The following is a 20,424-nucleotide window of genomic DNA, read 5'->3' on the forward strand; positions in this document are numbered from 1 at the left end:
ACTATGAACGTTCCACTCTCGCCCCGCGCGTTCCGCCTCGTCGACGGCGGCTCGAAACTCGTCGGCCTCGTGGCGATAGCCGCCGCGCTCAACGGGGCCGCGGCCCCCCACTCGCTCGCCGTCGGACTCGCCGGCTTCGTCGTCGGCGTCGGGACCGCGTTCCTCTCGCCCCGCGAGGCCCCGTCCGACGCCGACCGCGGAGACGACTCCGCCTTCGCCTCCGCGACCGACACCGACGCCGACGACGGCCTCCCCCGACGGCCGCTCACGAGTCTCGCAACGCGCCTGTGGCGCAGTCGGCTGGCCCGGCTGGGCGGCGCGCTCTGGCTCTCGGCGTTCGGCGTCGCGGCCGCCGGCGTCGCCCTTCGAGCCGCCGGCTCGTACCGCCTCGCGGCGACGCTGTTCGGGGCCTCCGGCCCCCTCGGACTGGTCGGCATCCTCGGCATCGCCGCCGGCGGTGGGTGGCTCGCGCTCGCCTCGCGTCGGGAGTGACCGCGGCGGCGTGTCCGACAGTCACTCGCGGACCGCGGGCGAATCACGCGACTTATTTTCGACCTCGACAAGCGACAGAGACGCGACAGTGCCCTCAGATACATCCGACGGCGGCGGTTCCGGTGATGATGTCCCAACCGATAGCGACATCCTCGACGACGCTCTCGACGACGCCGACCTCGACGACGATATCCCCGCCGACGAGCGCGACGCGCTGTTGACCATCGGTCACGGCGCGGTCGTCGGCTCGGGCGGACAGTCGCTCCAGCGCGCCCTGACGACGGCGACCGAGTACGTTCTCGCACAGGGGTTCGGTCCGGTCGTCTACGGCGTCTACGCGTTCGCGTGGCGAATCGCCCAACTGCTGTTCCGCCTCGTCAACTTCGGGTCGGTCGGGACGCTCCAGCGGTACCTCTCGGCGTACGACGACGACCCCGCTCGGCAGGGGCGAGTGGTGGGGCTGGCGTATCTGACGACGCTCGTCGTCGGCCTCGGACTCGCCAGCGGGCTGGTGCTCACGAGCGGGTGGCTCAACGACGCGACGGTGTCACACCCCGCCTTCCCGCCGACGATACACCTGTTCGCGGCGCTCGTCGTCCTCGTCGGACTGGTGCGGATTCACGCCGGCGTCCTCAGGGCGGTGCAGTCGGCCCGCGGCGAGGTGCTTTTCAACCGCGTCCTCCGCCCGGCGGTCAAACTGGTCGGTGCCGTGGCCGCGATGGCGCTCGGGTACTCGCTGGTCGGCGTCGCCGCCGCGTTCGTCGTCGGCATGGCCGGCCTCGTGGTGCTGGGCGCCCCGATGGTCGTCTCGGCGAGCGGCATCCGCCCGTCCGTCGGCGGCCTGCGCTCCGAGGCCCGGCGGTTCTACAACCACTCGGCCCCCATCGCGCTGAGCAGTCTCGGCAAGGTGTTTCAGAACCGCATCGACGTGATGCTCGTGGGGTTCCTCCTGACCGCGAAGGCGGCGGGCGTCTACAACGTGGTGCTCGTGTTGGTGTCTCTGGCGTGGATTCCGCTCCTCTCGTTTAACATGCTCCTGCCGCCGGTCGCGTCGGGGCTCTACGCCGACGACGAGATGGAGACGCTCAACGCGGTGTACACGGCGGTGACGCGGCTCATCGTCACCTGCGTCGTTCCGATTCTCGCCGTGCTCGCGGTGTACGGGCGGGCGGTTCTCGCCGTGTTCGGCCCGAACTTCACGGCGGGCTACGTCCCGCTCGTCGTCTACCTCGGCGGCGTCTTAGTCGGGAGCGCCGTCGGCGCGACGGGGTGGCTCCTCATGATGACCGACCACCAGTACGCCCGGATGGCGCTCGACTGGCTCTTGGCCGTCCTGAACACGCTCCTCACGTTCGCGTTCGTCCGGGCGTTCGGCCTCGCCGGCGCGGCGCTCGGCACGGCCGTCGCCATCGCCGTCCAGAACTCGGTGCAGGTCGTGCTCCTGCGTCGCTTCGAGGGGCTATGGCCCTTCGACGCAACGTTTCTCAAGCCCCTCGGCGCGGGCGTCGTCGCCGCCGGCGTCATGCTCCTCGTCCGCGAGACGCTGGCCGGGGGCGGCCCCGGCGGCGTCGTCGCCGCCGCCGGCGCGACGCTGGGCGCGGTGACGTACGTCGTCGCGCTCGTCGCACTCGGCGTCAACGACCGCGACAGACTCGTGGTGACGGCATTGGCCGCACGGTATCGTCGGGCGGTACTCGCGGCCCTCGGCGAGCGGCGTCCCGGGACGTTCGAGGACCGATAGCGGTCCTGCGACTGCGCCTTCGAGGTCCTCACACTCGCAGGGCGAACTATTCAGCAGGCGCATCAAAGCCTTCTCCACCGAGGCGACCGGTTCGTAGCTGGACTAGATTCCTATAAAAATTCAATAAAATAATCAGTCTCAGCGCTCGTAAAGCCGTTTATGTCGTTAGTTGGTGTCTTACAACCAAGAGGTTGAATAGGTCAGAGAGCATAGTTAACAAGACTCATGGTTGGGGGGAGGACGCTGTACAAACTGGGGGTGCTCGCTCTGATACTGTTTCTCGCGGCCGGGACTGTCTCGTCGCAAAACGCGACGACGGGTCCGCGGTTGGAAGCCTCTGCGAGGGTTTCACAGAGCGTCGTCGAAGCGGGGGACACGGTTCGAATCAGCTTCAGTGTCGAAAACGTCGGGGACTCGGACGAGTCCACCGCGTTTTATCTCTTGTTTCCCGAGTCGAACGGGGGGTTCCCGGATGAATGGGAGATGGTCGACCGATTCGACGACGGTGGGTCGTGGACCGGACCGGGCGCGTGGTTTCACAAGGTACACTGGGATTGGTCTGGCCTGGATGCCGGCGAGTCGGTCGACCCGTGGATGGAGTTCACGGTTCCACCGAGCGCAAGCGGTGTCTACACGATAACGTGGGAGCTCGACTACTCGGGTGGCGGCGGGACGAAGACCGTCCAAATCGACGTCAGAGAACCCAACACGAAGCCGTCACCGGAGTTCTCTATCAGCCCACAAGACCCGAAGGCCACACAACCGATTACGTTCAACGGGTCCGCGTCGTCAGACCGTGGCGGTCGCATCGTCCGATACCGCTGGGACCTGGACGACGACTCGGAGTTCGAGTCTTCGGGACCGGTGGCCCGACACTCGTTCGACGCCCCCGGTCGATACACAGTTCGTCTCAACGTCGTCGACGACCGCGGGGCGGACGCGACCCTCTCTCAGCAGGTCGTGGTACGAGAGAACGAAAACCCCACCGTGACGATGCCGTCTCTCTCGACGATACGTGAGAGCCAGCGTGTTCAAATCGCTCTCGAAACCGTCGAGGACCCCGACGGCATCCGGTCGATAGAGTGGGACATCGACGGTGACGGGAGCGTCGACCGAACGGGCGAAGCGGTGTTTCTCAGTTATGACACGCCGGGGACGTACACCGTCTCAGTCACCGCGACGGACGCGTTCGGTGCCACGACGACGAGGAGCCGAGAAATCGTCGTCGTTGCGAACGAACCGCCGACCGCCGAGTTCGAACCGAACGAAACGCGGGCGAAGGAACTCGACCCCATACGGTTCGACGCGAGCGCGACGACCGACGACGGCCGCATCGACGCCTATCGGTGGGACCTGAACTCCGACGGCGAGATAGACGCGGAGGGTGAATCGGTCACGCACGCGTTCGAGACGCCCGGGACGGTCACGGTCACGCTTCAGGTGGTCGACGACCTGGGGGAGACTGACTCGGCGCGGCGAGAGATTCGCATCGAACCGAACCCGACGCCAACGCCGCGGTACGACCAGTCACCGGCGAAGGTCGCGGTCGGGATGACGGTCACGCTGGACGCCTCCTCGTCGACCGACGACGGCTCTATCGAGCGCTACAGCTGGGACCTCGACGGCGATGGCGAGCCTGAGATGACCGGTCGGACGGTGACGACCCGTTTCAACCGCACCGGCAGGTTCCCCATCTCGCTGTCGGTGACCGACGACAAGGGGGCGACGGCGACCCACGAGGGAACCATCACCGTGCGGAGCCTGCCGCGAGCCGATGCCGAGGTCAGCCGGACCAGCGCGACTGTCGGCGATGAGCTGTTCTTCGACGGGCGGAGTTCGACCCACGAAGACGGCTCTATCGCCGAGTATCACTGGGATTTCGACGGCGACGGCTCGTTCGAAGCGACGGGCGCGACGACCAGACGCTCGTTCGAGGAACCGGGGACGCACGTCGTCCGACTGCAGGTCGTCGGCCCCGAGGGGTTCACCGACGAAGACACGGTGAGCATCTCCGTCACCCCGAGACCACTGTGTGGACAGAACTGCCGGATTGGACTCGTCACCGCGGTCGCGGTGGTGGCTGGTCTGTTCGTCCTCTGGAGAGTTGTCGAGCACTTCGGGTTCTGGTCCCGGCGAGGGTGAACCGTGCAGTCAGCGTTCCATCGTCTCGTCGCGGCCGCCTCGACAGAGGTCGTCGTGGGGCTGGCCGACAACTGGCTCAACGTCGTCATCGTGGGCGACGTGGTGTTCTTTGTCGGCTGTCTCGGCGCTGTGCTGTGGCTGACCTCCAGTCAGCAGACCTCGGCAGTTGAGACGGCCGTTCTCTTCGTTGCTCTCGGCGTGGCCGGAGCGGTCCTCATAATCGAGGTTCCGGTCGTCCGTGAAGCGGTGAGCGCGGTCGCGTTCGTCTTCGCCCTCGCGCTCCCCATCGGAATCGCGGTCAGTACCGTCGACCGGCTGATGAAGAGCGATATCAGGTCATGAGCGGGCTCCGAACCGTCCCCCTGATGGAGACCGCGCCGGCACAGATCGGCTACTTCTTCGACATCTATCCCCGCATCGCGGGACCGGTGATACTCGGGGCGGGTATCGTCGCTCTCATCTGGTGGTACGTGTACGACGTCGAACTCGCGCGCCGCCGGTGGAGACCGGGATACGGACAGCGATTACTCCTGGCGACGCTTCTCGTCACAGGTGGGTTCGTGGCGGGCGTGGGGTTCTTGGCTCGAGGCGAAATCGTCTGGCTCTACGCCGCGCTCGTGTTCGTTATCGGCCGCGTGCTTCAGGGGGCCGTCTTCGTCCAGTTCCTCCGGAAGCTCGGAGTTATCCTGGGGCGCGTCGTCGACGCGGTCTCCGGTGGGGGCGGTGGCGACGGTACCTCAGTCGTCCGTCGCTTCGTCGTGAGCCGGCTCCGACGGTGGGCGTACTTCGGTATCCTCACCCTCGTCGCGTTCGGTAGCGCCGCGGTCGCCTTACTGGGCGGGGTGGTCACCGATGCCCCGACGTTCGAAACGGTCGCGCTCACGTGGACGGTGTTTCTCGCGATATCGACCCTCGGCACGCTACTGTGGGACCTCCGGTACGCGGCCCCCGACATCCAACGTCTCCCCCTGTTCGGACTCCTCCTCTGTATCGCCGGGACGGAGGTCTACGTCTTTGACCTCCCGCCGCAGGTCCGGTCGTTCGCGGCCCCGTACGTCACCGAGTACGCGCCCGTTGTACAGTTCCTCCAACCGATGGACTGGGTACTGCTCGCCGTCGGTCAGGTGGCACTCCTCGTCGGAGTCGCGTTCTCCACTGCCGTGCTCTTCTTCGGCCCCACGGACTCCGATGACGAACGGGAGACCGACGTGGCCCGTCCGGACGCGAAGTAGACTACACGTCACTGGTACAGCAGTACACTAATTCCAGAACATGCCTGTGAGTATCGACGACTTCGAGTCGGGGAACCTCCCACAGGGACCATCGGTCCCCGAGCAGGTGGTTACGTATCTGTACGCGCACCGCGACCAGGCGTTCACCCGGTCTGAGATTGCCAGTGCCATCGACGAGAACCCAAACGCAGTCGGAACCGCCCTCTCGCGGCTGAAGGCACGTAATCTGGTTCGGCACCGGGGAGAGTACTGGGCAATCACCCCCGACGAAAGCCGCCTCGCTGACGCATACGACCTCCACGTCGCAAGTGAGCGATTGGACGAGAACGATGGCGGCATCGACGCCGACGAGTGGGACTCGACGGCCCCGGATACCCCGCATCCGAGCGAACGGGACGTGAGTGAGGACGAGTCCTAGATGCAACCGGAGCGCGGCGACGTCGTACGGAGTTCGGATCCGTTCAAAATCGGGACTGGTAGACAGCGTCCGTGGCTAATCGTCGACAACGAGACGCACCCCTTCGACGGCGAACAGTACATCGCAGTCGCCATCTCGACGAAAGCGTACGACGACTCGCTTGCGCTCTCAGCCGACGTCTGGGAGACTGGCGGTGTCCCTCGGGCACCGTACGTCTCCCCATGGGCTGTACACTCTCCACGAAGTGAGGATTTCGTCGCCTGGCAAGGCCGCGTGACGGATGCGTTCGTCGAACAGGTCGTAGCCAAACTGGAGACGTATCTCCGCGGAGATAGGATGTCGCCCAGAACACTAACGGCCGGTCTCATCCCGAGGCGGCGTGCCGCGTCGACCGGGAAACCCTCGTGCCGGGCGGTCCGTCTTTCGGGCGCGGACGTTCCGAAGTACGCCGGCGTCAGCCGGCCAGTAGCTGTTGCGCACCCGGGTTCGCCGTGCTGTCATCGCTCCCGAAGCGGGAACACTCGGCCGGGGACTTGAGGTACGCACTCGCCTCTAGCGCGCCGGGGGTGAAACGAGTTCCGACCGGCGGGTGTCGTCGCCGGCGAAGAAGACGGCCCGAAGTCGGACGACCTGCCCGTCGACGCGGACGTAGTAGCGGCGGTCTTCCGACTTGTCGACCGACGGGAGCGCGTCGAGGTCCTCGCGGAGGGCGTCGTAGTCGCTCAGGCAGTCCGAGACGCTCGACTCGCGGGGGTGGCCCTCGGCGGCCGCCTCGACCACCTTCAGCACCCACGGGCTGTTTGCGACCCGCGGGTCGTCCACGTCGACGACGGTCGCCCCGTCGGGGGCCGACCCGACCAGTTCTCCCCGGAGCATGATTTCGGCCGACGAACACCCTCGAAGCGACGAGCAGCCCGCGAGCCCGCCGGTCAGCCCGACGCCGACGGCCGCGGCTCCGCGGCGGAGCAGTCGACGGCGAGAGGGGCGGCCGGCCATCGACTGACAGAGATTCGGAGAAACTGATAAGTCTTCCGTCGGCTACAGCGCGTACTCGTCTTCGCGCAGTTGGACGTACTTGCCCTTGTGGTACTTCATTTTCGTCCGCTGGTACCGCGTGGCGAGTTTGGCGGCGCTGAACCCCGCGCTGAGCTTCGAGGCGCCGAACGCCTTGTAGCCCTCGTCCTTTTCGAGGAGCTTCCGGGCCGCCTTGAACGTCTTGTCCCACTGGTCGGGGCCGTAGTCGTGGACGATTTCGGCCATGGCGACGTTGCGGAGAATCTCGTCGCCGATGGCGTCCTTCCAGCGGTCGTTGTAGTCGCTCAGGTCGCCCTCGGCGGCGAGTTCGCCGGCGATGGCTCCCGTCCGGACGGCGACGTGGTCGCCGCCCTCGTGGAAGGCGGAGGTCGCGCCCATCGCGCCGCCGGTGACGGCGATGCCGGCCGACGCGGGCGAGTCGATGGGGCGCGTCGAGGAGATGGCGTACGTCTCGGTTCCCTTCGTCTTTCCGCGGTCCTCGACGAGCGGGAAGTCCTCGTCGACGTCGTACTCGTCGCCGTACTCCTGTTCGAGGAGGCGGCGGACGTACTCGCGGCCCTGCGGGATGCGCTCGTCGTCCTCGCGGAGGAGCGTGTACGCATCGCGGTCGTCGACCTCGTCGATGTCGAGGCCGATGGGCATCGTGAGACCGACCCGGCAGACGTTGTTGTCGTTCGGGAACACCCACGGGTACGCCGTGTGGCCGGGCATGTAGCCCCACCAGAACTTAATCGCGCCGTCGACCTCGTCGAACAGTTCCGGGGGGAACTCGCGGTGTTCCTGATAGGCGATGTGGTTCGCCTCGGTGGACGACAGGCGGTCCGTGATGGGGAACGGAAGCAGGTCGTCGAGCACCTTGTTCGTGACCGTCCGCTGGGGGCCGTCGGCGAGGACGACGAAGTCAGCGCCCACGTCCTCGCCGTTGGCGAGGCGGACGACGTGGCGGGGGTCGTCGCCGGTCGCGTCGAGGTCGGTCCCCACGTCGCGGACCGAGGCCTTCACGCGGTACTCCGCGCCGGCGTCTTCAGCGCGACCGCGGAGCCAGTCGTCGAACTTCGCGCGGTGGAAGGTGTAGCCGAACTCGTCGTACGAGGAGTCGATACCGGTACTGCGGAGCGTCAGCGACTCGTTCGGCCCGATGAACTCCGCGCGGTCGAGGATGTCGAGCACGACGTCGTCGGGGAACTCGTCGGGGTGGATGCCCATGATGTCCACCCAGTAGTCGAGGATACCGGCCGCGTCCGTCGAATCGGGGCCGAGGCCCGGTCTGTCTGCTCGGGGGACGCCCTTTTCGAGGACCAGAGCGGAGGCCCCGGCCGAGGCCGCGGCGTGTGCCGCCGACGTGCCGGCCGGACCGCCGCCGATGATGGCGACATCTACGCGTTCCATACCGCTACAGCACTTCGCTCGGCTATTAAACCCCCTGAAGCGCCGCGGCGTCCGACGGTTTCGAGACCGCGCGTCCGAACGCCGCTCGGCCCGTTTTTCAGCGGCGTGGCGCGACCGTGATATCGACGCGCCGCCGCTCGGCACCCTCCCCGGGGCCGACGGTCCCGCGAGCGACGCGACTCCCCGGAGTCGACAGTCCTGCGGCCGACCTGACGCGGAATTTTCGCGACCGATTCCGAGATTCGATAATTCATCTATCGTCAGATTGCGGCTACTGCGCTCGATTTTCTCCGATGATTCCAACTGAATACCGAAGTTGATAACCGGGGACGGAGGTTTATAGCGGAGACCGCGGTAGCTCCGAGTCAATGACCGCAGACGAGCCGGACGAGCCGAGAGAGCCCGTCGTGTTCCGCGACGAGACGGGCGACCTCGTGTTCGTCGACGGCGGCCCCGCCCCACAGGGCTATGCGCCCGTTGCGTGGAAACTCGGCGAAGACGGCTCCCGGTTCGTCGTCGACTCGACGGTCGATGCAGTCGCCGTCACGCGGACGATTTCGAAACGCCGCCCGCGGCGGCGCGAGCCCATCGAGTGAGCGGCCCGCCGCGTCCGAATCGGACAGATTCATCACCGCCTTCGAGAATCATCGAGCATGTCCGACCCAGACATCGCGGTGCTTCGGCAGAAGATACACGGCCTGTCTGCCGAGGCGTACGCCGAAACGCTCCGCGAGCGCCTCCCCGACCGCGAGGTCGCCCTCGCGACGACGCCCGCCGAGGAGCGCGACCTCCTCTCGCGCGTCCAAGTCGCGACCGGCTTCGACGTGAGCGAAGACGACCTCGAAGCCGCCGAGAACCTCGACCTGTTCGCCTGCGTGTTCGCCGGCACGGGCCACCTCCCCATCGAGGCGTTCGAGGCCCGCGACGTGGCCGTCACCAACGCCTCCGGCGTCCACGGCCCGAACATCGCCGAGCAGGTCCTCGGGAGTCTCCTCTACTTCGCCCGCCGCTTCCACGTCGCGGAGCGACAGAAAGGCGCCGGCGTCTGGCAGTCGTACCCGACGGTCGAACTGCAGGACTCGACGGTCGCCGTCGTCGGTCTCGGCGCGCTCGGGGAGGCCGTCGTCGACCGACTCGACCCGTTCGGCGTCGAGACCGTCGGCGTGCGCTACTCGCCGGAGAAGGGCGGCCCGACCGACGAGGTCGTCGGCTTCGACGACGAGCAGGGCCTCCACGACGCCTTCGCCCGCGCCGACTACGTCGTCATCGCGTGCCCGCTGACCGACGCCACCCGCGGCCTCGTCGACGCCGACGCGTTCGCGTCGATGGCCCCCGACACCGTCCTCGTCAACGTCGGCCGCGGTCCCGTGGTCGACACCGACGCGCTCGTCTCCCAACTCCGGAGCAACGGCATCCGCGGGGCGGCACTCGACGTGACCGACCCCGAACCGCTCCCCGCGGACCACCCGCTTTGGGACTTCGAGAACGTCCTCATCACGCCCCACAACGCCGGCCACACCCCGAAGTACTGGGAGCGCATGGCCGACATCATCGCCGAGAACCTCGACAAACTGGACGCCGGCGACGACGACCTGCGGAACCGCGTGGTCTGAGTCGAGCGGAATCGGCGGCCCCGGGGTGCGGAGTCGGTGACGCCGCGACTCTGACCGATGACCCCCGACCGGGCTCCGCACCGAAACTGTCAATTCGGTGGCCACTGTCGGTAGCCCCGTGCAGTTCGCATCGTGGCGGTGGAACCGAATTATCGCCTTCTTCGGCGGCGCTGGACTCCTCGTTTTGGTCCCGTGGTCCGGGCTCTCGCCCGCCCTCCCGGAGTGGGCGGTGGACGTGTTTCTGTCCGTCCCGTTCGGCTTGTGCGTCTACGGATTCACCGAACAGCCGCGAAAAGTGATTCTGCTGATTCCGGTCGGAACCGCGCTCGGAATCGGGACACTCGCCCTGTACCGGGCGTCCGGATTCGGCCTGTTTTGACGGCGGACGACGGCGTCCGCGTCGCGGGAGACGCCGCGGCGACTCGCGCTTATTCGTCGCGCGTGAGCGCCGGGTTCGTCACCGCGCCGTTCGCGGCCGAGCCGAAGTCGCGGGCGTACTTCGCCAGCACGCCGGAGGTGTACGCCGGCGGCTTGGGTTCCCAGTCTTCCTTTCGCGCGTCGAGTTCCTCGTCCGTGAGGTCCACGGAGAGTTCGCGGTTCGGGATGTCGACGGTCACCTCGTCGCCGTCTTCGAGGAGGCCGATGGGGCCGCCCTCGGTCGCCTCGGGGGCGACGTGGCCGACCATCGGGCCGCGCGTCGCGCCGGAGAACCGACCGTCGGTGAGAAGCGCCACGTCGTCCTCGTGGCCCTGTCCGACGACGGCGGCGGTGACGCCGAGCATCTCGCGCATGCCGGGGCCGCCGCGGGGACCCTCGTTGCGGATGGCGATGACGTCGCCCTCCTCGATGTGGCCCTCCTGCACGTAGCGCATCGCGTCCTCCTCGTTTTCGAAGACCCGGGCGGGGCCGGTGTGGTGGAAGGCGTCGTCGCCAGTCACCTTCAGCACCGCGCCGTCGGGCGCGAGGTTGCCCGTGAGAATCTTGATTGCGCCCTCCTCCTGATACGGCTCGTCGACCGTGTAGAGGAAGTCCGCTTCGAGCTCGTCGTCGTCCGGGAGGTCGAGGTGGTCGAGCTCCTCGGCGATGGTGCGGCCGGTGACGGTCATCGCGTCGCCGTGGAACAGGCCGGCCTCGACGAGGCGGCGGATGACGACCGGGATGCCGCCGATTTCGTGGAGGTCGTTCATGACGCGGGTGCCGCCGGGCTGGAGGTTGGCGATTTTCGGCGTGCGCCGGGAAATCTCGTCGAACTCCTCGATGTCGAGGTCGACGCCGGCCTCGGCGGCCAGCGCGAGCAGGTGGAGCACGGCGTTTGTCGACCCGCCGGTGGCGACCTGCAGGGTGATGGCGTTCTCGAAGGACTCCTTCGTGAGGATGTCGGAGGGGCGGCGGTCGTTTTCGACGCAGTCGAGGACGACCTCGCCGGCGCGGCGGGCGTTCTCGTAGCGCTCGTCGGACTCGGCCGGCGCGGAGGCCGACCCGAGGGGGGCCATCCCGAGCGCCTCGGAGATGGAGGCCATCGTGTTGGCGGTGAACATCCCGCCGCAGGAGCCCGCGCCGGGGCAGGCGTGGCGTTCGAGGTCGTCGAGTTCGTCGGCGCTCATGTCGCCTTCGGCGTAGGTGCCGACGCCCTCGAAGACGTTCTGGACGGTCACCTCGCGGCCCTCGTGCTGGCCGGGCATGATGGAGCCGCCGTAGAGGAAGACGGAGGGAAGGTCCGTTCGGATGGCGGCCATCATCATGCCGGGGAGGTTCTTGTCACAGCCGGCGACGGTGACGAGCGCGTCCATGCGCTCGCCGAAGGAGACGAGTTCGACGGAGTCGGCGATGACCTCGCGGGAGATGAGCGAGGCCTTCATGCCTTCTGTCCCCATCGAGATGGCGTCGGAGATGGTGACGGTCCCGAACTCGATGGGCATCCCGCCCGCGGCGTCGATGCCCTCGATGGCGGCGTCGGCGACGTCGTCGAGGTGGACGTTACACGGGGTGATGTCGGCGGCGGGGTTCGGCACGCCGACCATCGGCGACGAGAAGTCCTCGTCGTCGAAGCCCATGGCGCGGAACATCGCACGGTGCGGGGCCTTGTCGGGACCCTCCGTGACCTCCGTGCTTCGGAGGCTCGGGTCCTTACCGCTGGAGAACACGTCGTCGGCGTCCTCCTCGCGAGGGGACTGCTGGCTCATACCTCTTCGGAGCGCGTGCGCGAACTTAAATGGCCGCGACTGGGCAGACGTTGCAGTCGGATTCGCCCGCCGACCCTCGGTTTTTGGGGCGTACTTACTCCGCGTCGCGCCGCGCCAGCCCGGTGAGATGCGGCGCTTCCGGGACGATTATCTCCGCGGTGCCGAGCCGGGCGGCGTTCTCGCTCCCGGGCAGACAGAACGTCGGCATCCCGTCGACGACGCCCGCGGTCGCGCGGGTGCCGACGACCTTGGTGCCGATGTCGTCGTACGAGAGCCGCCGGAACAGTTCGCCGAAGCCGGGCAACGTCTTCCCGAACAACTGCGCCGTCGCCTCGACGGTCTGGTCGTCGGGCGTGACGCCCGTCCCGCCGGTCGTGACCGTCACGTCGACGTCGCCGCGGTCGGCCATCCGCGCGACCGCGGTCTGAATCTCGTCGTAGTCGTCGTCGACGACCCGCCGGACCGACACCGAGTGACCCGCCTCGCGGAACAGTTCGGCTATCGCGTCGCCCGCGGGGTCGTCGTCGATATCGCGGGTGGACGAAACCGTCAGCACCGCCGCTTGGAGGTCGTCGACGTCGTGGTGGTGATGGTCGTGACCGTGGTCGTCGCGGTGATGGCTGTGGTCGTCGTCGCCGTCCCCCTCGCCGTGGTGATGGTCGTGGTCGCTCACGGCCGCGGCTTCGTCGTCCGGCGATAAAATTCCCGCGTCGCCCCGGCGGTCGTCGGTTCGCGGCGGCCGGTCGGACGGCTCACCGGCGACCGTCGTGGCTCACCCGTCGTCTGGAACGCCGTCGAGCGAGTCGAGCGTCAGGCGTTCCGCGTTCTCGCGGAGGGCTTCGAACTGCTCTGTGGCCCACTCGACGGCGGCTTCGGTGTCGTTGCGGGCGACCCCGCCGACGCCGGTGTCGGTGTAGACGACGATTCCCGCCTCCGATTCCGTCACCCAGAGGCCGAAGCGGAACGGGACCTCCGCGCGATAGAGCGTCACCGAGTCGTGTCGGAGCTGGTCGAGGATGACCGCGTGAGAGTCCGGGGCGGCGGCGAGTCGGTCGAACAGCTCGTCGGCGATAATCATCTCGACGACCGTCCCGCCCTCGGTGGCGGTCTCGTAGAAGGGCCGAAGCTGACCGACGAGCGCGACCGGGGCGACGCCGTAGACGCGCTCCGCGCTCTCGACGCTCGAAAACAGCTCCCGAATCGCGCTGTCCGGGATGTCCGGCGTCGACGTGTGAACCGACGCGCCCGCCAAGAACGCCGGGTCGAGCGGCGCGTCGGTCGGGAGCATCGAAAGGAGGTCCTGCGCCGCCTTGACGCCGCGGAGCGAGTCGAGGCACTCGTCGTACGCGCCGAGCGCGCACCGACCGACGCAGGTCAGCCGATACAGGCCGTCGGCGCGCTCGACGAGGCCGGCGTCGAGCAGGTCGCGGACGACGCGGTCGACCGTCGAACGCGAGGCGTCGAGGTCATCGGCGAGTCCGCGCTTGTCTCGCGGTCGCTCCGCGAGCGCCCGGACGAACGACGACCGCCTCACGAGGAGGCGCGAAAGCTGTGCTGAAGTCTCGTCTCGAATCACGTACCTGATATTCCTTCCAACGAGTCGGACGCCTGTCGACCGCCCCTGTACGGGCCGCCGGTAGATGTCGGCGACCGTGACTGTCGGGCTCGACTGTGTTGGGAACCCTGTGTCGTATATATCTTCGCACCGATATGATTTGAATCCACGAGGTTCGTCAGCTGTCGAACAAGAGGAAAGACGATTGGCGTAAACCCACACTTTAGTTCCTGCCCATCCTCGGTCGGGTCGAGATGAAAGCGGTCCAATTCACGGAACACGGCGACCGAGACGTCCTCGAATACGGCGACTTCCCGGACCCGGAAGTCGGTCCCGACGAGGTCCTCGTCGACGTGAAGGCGGCCTCGCTCAACCACCTCGACATCTGGACGCGGCGGGGGCTCCCGGGCGTCGAGTTGGAGATGCCGCACATCCCCGGAAGCGACATGGCCGGCGTCGTCACCGAGGTCGGCGAGCGCGTGAGCCGGTTCGAGGCGGGCGACCGCGTGGCGCTCATCGCGGGCGTCGCCGGCGGCGGCGACGAGTTCTCCCGGAAGGGCGACCCGACGCTCGCGCCGGACTTCCACATCATCGGCGAGCACGTCCGCGGCGTCCACGCCGAGTTCGCGGCGATTCCCGAGGAGAACCTCGTGCCCGTCCCCGAGGGCGTGCCGTGGGAGGTCGCCGGCTCCGCGTCGCTCGTCTTCCAGACCGCGTGGCGGATGCTCGTCGACCGCGGCGAACTCCGCCCCGGCGAGAAGGCGCTCGTCCTCGGCGCGTCCGGCGGCGTCGGCCACGCGGCCGTCCAAATCGCCGACTACGCGGGCGCTGAAGTGTACGCCACCGCCTCCACCGACGAGAAACTGGAGTACGCCAAGGAGTGCGGCGCGGACCACGTCATCAACTACGAGGAAGACGACTTCTCGAAGGAGATTCGCAGACTGACCGACGGCCGCGGCGTCGACATGGTCGTCGACCACATCGGCGAGGCGACCTACAAGCAGTCGCTCAAGAGCCTCGTCAAGGGCGGCCGCGTCGTCACCTGCGGGGCGACCACCGGCCCCGACCCGGGCGCGGGCCTCAACTACATCTTCTGGAACCAGCTCTCGGTCATCGGCTCGACGATGGCGACGCCCGGCGAGGCCGACGAGGTGCTCGACCTCGTCTGGGACGGCACCTTCGAACCCCGCATCCGCGAGACGCTCCCGATGAGCGAAATCGACCGCGCGCACGAGCTCATCGAGGAGCGACAGGGCTTTGGCAAGGTGGTCGTAATCCCCGATAGTGAGCTCTGACACCACGGCTCGGGACGGCGCGACCGCCGAGTCAGACACCTACGTCCACCGGCCGGACGGCCCCGCGGTCGGCGGCGACGGCTCGGAGCCGGAAGCGACCGGCTTCGGGAGCCGTGGCTGGGTGCTCGTCGGCGTCGTCGCGCTCTGTTTCCTCGTCGTCCCCGGCGCGGTGTACCTCGTGCCGTCGCTCCCGGCGATGGCCGGCCTGCCGTACCTCGCGGCCATGCTGGCCCTGCCGATGCTCCCGGCGCTCGCGCTCGGCCTCGTCGCCGTCTGGTCGATGACCGCGGCGACCCGCGGCGACGACTGAACCGTCCGTAACCGAACTTCGACCCGCCGAGACCGCTCCCTCGAAGCGAGCGAGACGCCCGCCCGTTTTCACGACCGATTCTCTCGCGCCCGAGCCGCGCTCTCGTCTGCCGGTCTCGACTCCCGTCCCCGGTTCTCGACGGTGGAATTGCGTGTCGATATAAATGGTTCCGACAAGGCTTATCTCCGTTCGTGGTTGACATTCACACGCACAGATGTTCGAACGCTTCTCCAGCAGTTACTTCCTCGGCCGGTTGTACGTCGAGCCGTACGACGGGACCGAGGCGGCGATTCACCGAACGGAACACGAGCGACTCAACGAGTGCGTCTACACGGACGGTAGCGGCGTCGAGCGAGTCGACTACCCGCTCGTGATGAAACTCGACACGGCCCATTTCCCGGTCGTCGGCGACGACGGCGTCCCCTCGGGGACGCTCGCGCTCCCCCGAGACGCCGTCGACTCCGACGCGCTTCCGGACGACCGGCCGGTGCTTCTCGCCGACGCCCCGCGGGCCGCCGAGTTGCTCCGGTACGCCGGCTACGACCCGGACGACCTCGCGCCCGGCGGACCCGGCGGCTCCGGCCCCGACCGACCCGACGACAGGCTGGCCTGAGTCGCGCCGCCGTCGCGCGGGCGGAACGCCCGCCAATCGCCTCGTCCCCGCTCGCCGCGCCTCGCGTCCGAACGCTCAAGTGGTCGGCCCGCACGCGTCCGTGTATGCTGGACGAGTTGTTGGGTCGAGCCGAACTCAAAGCGCGCATCGCCGAGTTGGAAGACGAACGCGACGCGTTAGCCGGGCGTCTGGAGGGCGAGTCCGAGCGCCGGGCGGAGGCGGCCCGCGCGCGGCAGGAAGCCGAGAAGGAGGTCAACCGCCTCGAAGACCGCATCACCGAACTCGAAGACCGCGTCGAGCGCCTCTCGGGCGACGACGACTCCCTCGAGTTCCGCGGGACCGAGGACCTCCGCGGCGACCGCCTCCGCGAGGTGCTGTCCCGCCTCGATTCGTTTTCGACCGACGCGGAGGGCGCGCTCACCGCCGCCGTCTCCGACGACCGCTCGCTCCCCGCGGCCGCCGAGTCCGCCTTCGGCGACCGCGCCCCGCTCGTCCGCCGGGCCGCGCCCTGCGTCGCGCTCACCGACGACGCCGGACTGGTGAGCGTCGCGCTCTCGCCGCCGCGCCAACCCGACGACTTCGACCGCTGGAGCGACGGCTTCGACCTCGACCCGGCGTGGCTCCACCCGACCGAGACCACGGTGGTCGCGCTCGTCCGCGGCGACCTGTTCGCCCTCGGTCGCTACGAGGACGGCGACCTCGAATTCGTCGAGGGCTTCGAGAGCGACGTGAAGTCCGCCCACTCGAAAGGCGGGTTCTCGCAGGCGCGCTTCGAGCGCATCCGCGAGGGCCAAATCGACGACCACCTCGACCGCTGTCACGAGGCGCTCGACGAGTTCCTCGACGGCGACGCCGACGCAGGCTCGGGCGCGGAAACAGCCGGCGACGACGCCGACCTCGTCGTCCTCGGCGAGCGAACCGTCCTCGGCGAGTTCCGCGACCGCGCCGCGCTCACCGCCACCGTGGACGCCAGCGGCGACCCCGAGGCGGCGCTCGCCGAGGCGTCCAGAGAGTTCTGGACCACGCGGCTCTATCGGCTCTGAGCCGCCGGCGACGCCGCGGATGCGTTCCCGAGACGCCCCGGAGAGTCGCAGACGACTCGGCGGCGCGACCCGGCAGTCGCCGCCGAATCGTCCCACCTTTTAGGGTGGCACGTAGTGGCATCCAGTATGACCGACCCACAGCGAGTCGTCGTCCTCGCACACGAGAAGTTCCCCGACCGCGCGAAGACCGCCACGGGCGTCCTGAAGTACGCCGACTACGACGTGGTGGCCGTCCTCGACCGCGACAACCCCGGCACCTCCGCCGCCGACCACCGCCGCGACCTCCCCGACGTGCCCGTCGTCGCGTCGATGGCCGACGCGCCCGACGCCGACGCCCTCCTCGTCGGCATCTCGCCCATCGGCGGCGCGTTCGACGAGACGTGGCGCGACGACGTTCGCACCGCCCTCGAACGCGGCTGTGACCTCATCTCCGGGCTCCACTACTTCCTCGCCGAAGACGAGGAGTTCGCCCGCCTCGCCGACGAACACGGCTGTGACATCAACGACGTTCGCAAGCCCCGCGACGATCTCGGCGTCGCGCAGGGGAAGTCCGCCGACGTGGACGCCGAAGTCGTCCTCACGGTCGGCACCGACTGCTCGGTCGGCAAGATGACCGCGACGCTCGAACTCGTCGAGGCCGCCCGCGAGCGCGGCATCGACGCGGGCTTCATCCCGACCGGCCAGACCGGCATCATGATCGCCGGCTGGGGCAACCCGGTCGACCGCGTCGTGAGCGACTTCACCGCCGGCGCGGTCGAGGAGATGATTCTGGAGAAGGGCGACGAACACGACGTGCTGTTCGTCGAGGGTCAAGGGAGCATCGTCCACCCGGCGTACTCCGCGGTCACCTGCGGCATCCTCCACGGCGCGATGGCCGACAAGCTCGTGCTCTGTCACGAGGCCACCCGCGAGGCGATTCACGGCTACGAGGAGTTCGCGCTCCCCGACCTCTCGGAGTACGTCTCGCTGTACGAGAACCTCGCCGACCCGGTCCACGAGGCCGACGTGGTCGCCGGGATGCTCAACACCTCCCACGTCGACGACGACGTGGAGGCGGCCGAGGCCGTCGACGCCTTCGCGGACGAACTCGGCGTCCCCGCGGTCGACCCCGTCCGCTTCGGCTCGGCCGACCTCATCGACGAGGTGTTCTAGATGCTCACGACCGAGTTCGAGCGCGTCTCGATGCCGCTCGCGGAGCCGTTCGGCATCGCCCGCGGCGTCCAGACCGACGCCGAGAACGTCGTCGTCCGCGTCGAGGACGAAGGCGGCATGACGGGCGTCGGCGCGGCCGCCCCGTCGTCGCACTACGGCGAGACCGCCGACACCGTCGAGGCCGTGCTTCCGGACCTGCTGTCCGTGGTCGAGGAGGTCGGCGACGTCCACGCCATCGACCGAATCGAGCGCCGACTGGCCGAGACGGTCCGCCGCAACCCCGCCGCGCGAACCGCCGTGAGCATCGCCCTCCACGACCTCGCGGCCAAGCGCCTCGGCGTCCCGCTGTACCGCCTCTGGGGGCTCGACCCCTCGCGGACGCCCACCTCGTCGTACACCGTCGGTCTCGACGACCTCGACACGATACGCGAGAAGACCGCGGAGGCGTACGAGGCCGGCTACGACGTGCTCAAGGTCAAACTCGGCACCGACCGCGACCGGGCCATCATCGAGGCCGTCCGCGACGAGGCCCCCGGCGCGACCATCCGGGTCGACGCCAACGAGGCGTGGACGCCCCGCGAGGCCGTCGAGATGACCGAGTTCCTCGCCGACTTCGGCGTCGAGTTCGTCGAACAACCCGTCCCCGCCGAGGACCGCGAGGGGCTGAAGTTCGTCTACGACCGCGGCGCGCTCCCCATCGCGGCCGACGAGTCCTGCATCACCGCCGACGACATCCCGCGCATCGCCGACCGCGTCGACATCGCGAACCTCAAACTGATGAAGTGCGGCGGCCTCACGGAGGCCAAACGCGCCGTCCACGCCGCCCGCGCCCACGGGCTGGAGGTCATGCTCGGCTGTATGATAGAGTCGAACGCCGCCATCGCGGCGGGCTGTCACCTCGCGCCGCTCCTCGACTACGCCGACCTCGACGGCTCGCTCCTCCTCGCGGACGACCCCTACGAGGGAGTCCCGATGCCGAACGGCGGGATCGACCTCGAAGCGCTCGACCGACCGGGAACCGGCGCACAGCGTCGGTAACGCGGACGCGGCGACGCTCCGACGCCGACCGACGCCGACGCGAGACCGCCGCCCCCGTCAGGACTCCCAGTCGAGGTCGTCTTCGCGGGTCTCAGACCGAAGCACGAACGGCCCGATAGAGAGCGTCCGTTTTGCGACCGTCGAGATGCGGAGGACCGCGGCCGCGAGCACCGCAAAGGGCGAAAGCGAGACGGCCACCACGAACGCCACGGTAAGAAGCAGGTTCGACACGCCGAGCGTCGCGCCGGTAATCGTGGTCGGGTCGTCGAGGAAGAGAATCGCGCCGATGCTCGCCACGAGCGCGGGGACGGCCGCGTAGAACATCGTCCGCGAGAGGTCGACCAGTTCCCACCGGAAGTACAGCGTCTTGACGTGCTCGCGGGCGGGGCCGAACAGTTCGAGCGCGTCGCGTAGCTCCGACAGCGCCGTCTTCGTCTCCGCCGAGAGGTCGGCGTCGTGGACGCGGCGGAGCCGCGCCGCCTGATAGATTTTCCACGAGTAGTTGAGGTCCAGCGCCGCCGACAGCACCGCGAACGTCCCGAACTGCCGGCCCTCCAGCCGCTCTGCGACCGCCTCGGCGTTTGACTCGACCTCCCCGGCGAACTCGCGGACGCGGGCCACCGGGTCGCTGTCGGTATCGTCCGCGTCGCCGTCCGTACTCGTCTCGCCGCTCTCGCCGGCGTCCCCGTCCGCATCGAGCGTGTCTTCGACCGCCCGCGCCCGCGACGCGATGCCCTCGGCCAGCGCGCGCAGGAACGCCGAGGGCTCCGGCGGCGCGACCGGCGCGTCCAGCAGGTCGGCGACGTCCTCGCGGAAGCGCATCGACCCCTCCATCCGGTCGCGCTGGTCGCCCAGCGGGCCGAGTTCGCGCGAGAGCACGAGCTGATTGATGGTGACGACGAGCGTGACGCCCGTGATAATCGCGGTGAGAAGCCCCTGCGCGAGCGTCTCGATTGGGTCCGAGGACTCGACGGCGACCCGGAGCGGGGTCGGGTCGAGTTGGCCGAGGACGACGACGCTACAGAAGACGACGACGAGCGGGGCCGCGGCGACGGCGCGGCGGTCCGCGTCGAGGAGGGCGCGGAGCTTCGCGCGGCTCGTCGTCCCGCGCTCCCGCATCGTGTCGTCGGGCTCGCCGGCCGACGGGCCGCCGGTGTTCGACATGCCCGAAGC

At 68.6% G+C, this 20,424-nt stretch carries 22 protein-coding genes; 16 read left to right on the forward strand and 6 right to left on the reverse strand.

All coding sequences use genetic code 11. The features are described 5' to 3' along the window. Positions 1–3 precede the first annotated feature (3 nt). From C441_RS11625 to C441_RS20290, 7 genes are all read left to right on the forward strand, one after another. Positions 4–492: a hypothetical protein gene (locus tag C441_RS11625; RefSeq protein WP_007275251.1), complete on the forward strand. Its 489-nt coding sequence runs from the start codon at positions 4–6 to the stop codon at positions 490–492. A gap of 88 nt (positions 493–580) precedes the next feature. Beyond that, positions 581–2,233 carry a lipopolysaccharide biosynthesis protein gene (locus C441_RS11630; protein ID WP_007275252.1) on the forward strand — a complete coding sequence of 551 codons (1,653 nt, stop codon included), beginning with the start codon at positions 581–583 and terminating at the stop codon, positions 2,231–2,233. A gap of 483 nt (positions 2,234–2,716) precedes the next feature. Continuing rightward, positions 2,717–4,375 carry a PKD domain-containing protein gene (locus tag C441_RS11635; protein ID WP_239640829.1) on the forward strand — a complete coding sequence of 553 codons (1,659 nt, stop codon included), beginning with the start codon at positions 2,717–2,719 and terminating at the stop codon, positions 4,373–4,375. A 54-nt stretch (positions 4,376–4,429) separates the two neighbouring features. After that, a complete protein-coding gene (locus C441_RS11640) occupies positions 4,430–4,717 on the forward strand; it encodes a hypothetical protein (protein WP_004969486.1) in 288 nt (95 codons plus the stop codon). Further along, complete coding sequence (locus C441_RS11645; protein ID WP_239640830.1) at positions 4,714–5,607, forward strand: hypothetical protein; 894 nt, start codon at positions 4,714–4,716, stop codon at positions 5,605–5,607. The genes C441_RS11640 and C441_RS11645 overlap by 4 nt, the downstream gene beginning before the upstream one ends. 40 nt (positions 5,608–5,647) lie before the next feature. Beyond that, entirely contained in the window at positions 5,648–6,025 is a 378-nt protein-coding gene (locus C441_RS11650; protein ID WP_007275256.1) for a hypothetical protein, read from the forward strand. Then, positions 6,026–6,562 carry a hypothetical protein gene (locus C441_RS20290; protein WP_239640831.1) on the forward strand — a complete coding sequence of 179 codons (537 nt, stop codon included), beginning with the start codon at positions 6,026–6,028 and terminating at the stop codon, positions 6,560–6,562. Positions 6,563–6,577: 15 nt separating this feature from the next. Here C441_RS20290 and C441_RS11655 read toward each other — a convergent pair whose 3' ends face one another. Both C441_RS11655 and C441_RS11660 read right to left on the reverse strand, forming a co-directional pair. Continuing rightward, positions 6,578–7,021 (reverse strand): hypothetical protein, encoded by a 444-nt coding sequence (locus tag C441_RS11655; RefSeq protein WP_007275257.1) that lies wholly within the window; start codon positions 7,019–7,021, stop codon positions 6,578–6,580. Positions 7,022–7,063: 42 nt separating this feature from the next. Next, a complete protein-coding gene (locus tag C441_RS11660) occupies positions 7,064–8,449 on the reverse strand; it encodes an NAD(P)/FAD-dependent oxidoreductase (RefSeq protein WP_007275258.1) in 1,386 nt (461 codons plus the stop codon). A 368-nt stretch (positions 8,450–8,817) separates the two neighbouring features. Here C441_RS11660 and C441_RS11665 point away from each other — a divergent pair, with 368 nt between their 5' ends. From C441_RS11665 to C441_RS11675, 3 genes are all read left to right on the forward strand, one after another. Then, entirely contained in the window at positions 8,818–9,045 is a 228-nt protein-coding gene (locus C441_RS11665) for a hypothetical protein (protein ID WP_007275259.1), read from the forward strand. A 57-nt stretch (positions 9,046–9,102) separates the two neighbouring features. After that, positions 9,103–10,062: a D-2-hydroxyacid dehydrogenase gene (locus tag C441_RS11670; protein WP_007275260.1), complete on the forward strand. Its 960-nt coding sequence runs from the start codon at positions 9,103–9,105 to the stop codon at positions 10,060–10,062. A gap of 118 nt (positions 10,063–10,180) precedes the next feature. Beyond that, a complete protein-coding gene (locus C441_RS11675; RefSeq protein WP_007275261.1) occupies positions 10,181–10,441 on the forward strand; it encodes a hypothetical protein in 261 nt (86 codons plus the stop codon). 49 nt (positions 10,442–10,490) lie between these two features. Here C441_RS11675 and ilvD read toward each other — a convergent pair whose 3' ends face one another. The 3 genes from ilvD to C441_RS11690 form a co-directional block, all read right to left on the reverse strand. Further along, entirely contained in the window at positions 10,491–12,245 is a 1,755-nt protein-coding gene (ilvD, locus tag C441_RS11680) for a dihydroxy-acid dehydratase (protein ID WP_007275262.1), read from the reverse strand. Between the two features lie 94 nt (positions 12,246–12,339). Beyond that, on the reverse strand, positions 12,340–12,918 hold the full coding sequence (locus C441_RS11685; RefSeq protein ID WP_049920561.1) for a MogA/MoaB family molybdenum cofactor biosynthesis protein: 579 nt from the start codon (positions 12,916–12,918) through the stop codon (positions 12,340–12,342). A gap of 99 nt (positions 12,919–13,017) precedes the next feature. Further along, positions 13,018–13,821, reverse strand: coding sequence for a helix-turn-helix transcriptional regulator (locus C441_RS11690; RefSeq protein ID WP_007275264.1), 804 nt, complete (start codon positions 13,819–13,821; stop codon positions 13,018–13,020). Positions 13,822–14,054: 233 nt separating this feature from the next. Here C441_RS11690 and C441_RS11695 point away from each other — a divergent pair, with 233 nt between their 5' ends. The 6 genes from C441_RS11695 (at position 14,055) to C441_RS11720 (ending at position 19,251) form a co-directional block, all read left to right on the forward strand. After that, positions 14,055–15,095, forward strand: a complete 1,041-nt coding sequence (locus C441_RS11695) for a zinc-binding dehydrogenase (RefSeq protein WP_007275265.1) — start codon at positions 14,055–14,057, stop codon at positions 15,093–15,095. Next, complete coding sequence (locus C441_RS11700; protein WP_007275266.1) at positions 15,085–15,405, forward strand: hypothetical protein; 321 nt, start codon at positions 15,085–15,087, stop codon at positions 15,403–15,405. Before C441_RS11695 ends, C441_RS11700 begins: the two co-directional genes overlap by 11 nt. 214 nt (positions 15,406–15,619) lie before the next feature. Continuing rightward, positions 15,620–16,018: a DUF5802 family protein gene (locus C441_RS11705; RefSeq protein WP_007275267.1), complete on the forward strand. Its 399-nt coding sequence runs from the start codon at positions 15,620–15,622 to the stop codon at positions 16,016–16,018. Between the two features lie 104 nt (positions 16,019–16,122). Continuing rightward, positions 16,123–17,061: a Vms1/Ankzf1 family peptidyl-tRNA hydrolase gene (locus tag C441_RS11710; RefSeq protein ID WP_007275268.1), complete on the forward strand. Its 939-nt coding sequence runs from the start codon at positions 16,123–16,125 to the stop codon at positions 17,059–17,061. A 126-nt stretch (positions 17,062–17,187) separates the two neighbouring features. Continuing rightward, entirely contained in the window at positions 17,188–18,213 is a 1,026-nt protein-coding gene (locus C441_RS11715) for a DUF1611 domain-containing protein (RefSeq protein ID WP_007275269.1), read from the forward strand. After that, positions 18,214–19,251 carry a dipeptide epimerase gene (locus C441_RS11720; RefSeq protein ID WP_007275270.1) on the forward strand — a complete coding sequence of 346 codons (1,038 nt, stop codon included), beginning with the start codon at positions 18,214–18,216 and terminating at the stop codon, positions 19,249–19,251. It abuts the gene before it with no gap. A 57-nt stretch (positions 19,252–19,308) separates the two neighbouring features. Here C441_RS11720 and C441_RS11725 read toward each other — a convergent pair whose 3' ends face one another. After that, entirely contained in the window at positions 19,309–20,415 is a 1,107-nt protein-coding gene (locus C441_RS11725) for a hypothetical protein (RefSeq protein ID WP_007275271.1), read from the reverse strand. Between the last annotated feature and the right edge of the window lie 9 nt (positions 20,416–20,424).

It is taken from the genome of Haloferax sulfurifontis ATCC BAA-897 (genome assembly GCF_000337835.1).
GTDB classification, from domain to species: Archaea; Halobacteriota; Halobacteria; order Halobacteriales; family Haloferacaceae; genus Haloferax; species Haloferax denitrificans.

Coding starts and splice junctions, on each gene's coding strand:
- C441_RS11665 (WP_007275259.1), top strand. CDS start 8,818: ATGACCGCAGACGAGCCGGACGAGCCGAGAGAGCCCGTCGTGTTCCGC.
- ilvD (WP_007275262.1), bottom strand. CDS start 12,245: ATGAGCCAGCAGTCCCCTCGCGAGGAGGACGCCGACGACGTGTTCTCC.
- C441_RS11655 (WP_007275257.1), bottom strand. CDS start 7,021: ATGGCCGGCCGCCCCTCTCGCCGTCGACTGCTCCGCCGCGGAGCCGCG.
- C441_RS11695 (WP_007275265.1), top strand. CDS start 14,055: ATGAAAGCGGTCCAATTCACGGAACACGGCGACCGAGACGTCCTCGAA.
- C441_RS11645 (WP_239640830.1), top strand. CDS start 4,714: ATGAGCGGGCTCCGAACCGTCCCCCTGATGGAGACCGCGCCGGCACAG.
- C441_RS11650 (WP_007275256.1), top strand. CDS start 5,648: ATGCCTGTGAGTATCGACGACTTCGAGTCGGGGAACCTCCCACAGGGA.
- C441_RS11660 (WP_007275258.1), bottom strand. CDS start 8,449: ATGGAACGCGTAGATGTCGCCATCATCGGCGGCGGTCCGGCCGGCACG.
- C441_RS11720 (WP_007275270.1), top strand. CDS start 18,214: ATGCTCACGACCGAGTTCGAGCGCGTCTCGATGCCGCTCGCGGAGCCG.
- C441_RS11710 (WP_007275268.1), top strand. CDS start 16,123: ATGCTGGACGAGTTGTTGGGTCGAGCCGAACTCAAAGCGCGCATCGCC.
- C441_RS11625 (WP_007275251.1), top strand. CDS start 4: ATGAACGTTCCACTCTCGCCCCGCGCGTTCCGCCTCGTCGACGGCGGC.
- C441_RS20290 (WP_239640831.1), top strand. CDS start 6,026: ATGCAACCGGAGCGCGGCGACGTCGTACGGAGTTCGGATCCGTTCAAA.
- C441_RS11715 (WP_007275269.1), top strand. CDS start 17,188: ATGACCGACCCACAGCGAGTCGTCGTCCTCGCACACGAGAAGTTCCCC.
- C441_RS11670 (WP_007275260.1), top strand. CDS start 9,103: ATGTCCGACCCAGACATCGCGGTGCTTCGGCAGAAGATACACGGCCTG.
- C441_RS11705 (WP_007275267.1), top strand. CDS start 15,620: ATGTTCGAACGCTTCTCCAGCAGTTACTTCCTCGGCCGGTTGTACGTC.
- C441_RS11635 (WP_239640829.1), top strand. CDS start 2,717: ATGGTCGACCGATTCGACGACGGTGGGTCGTGGACCGGACCGGGCGCG.
- C441_RS11725 (WP_007275271.1), bottom strand. CDS start 20,415: ATGTCGAACACCGGCGGCCCGTCGGCCGGCGAGCCCGACGACACGATG.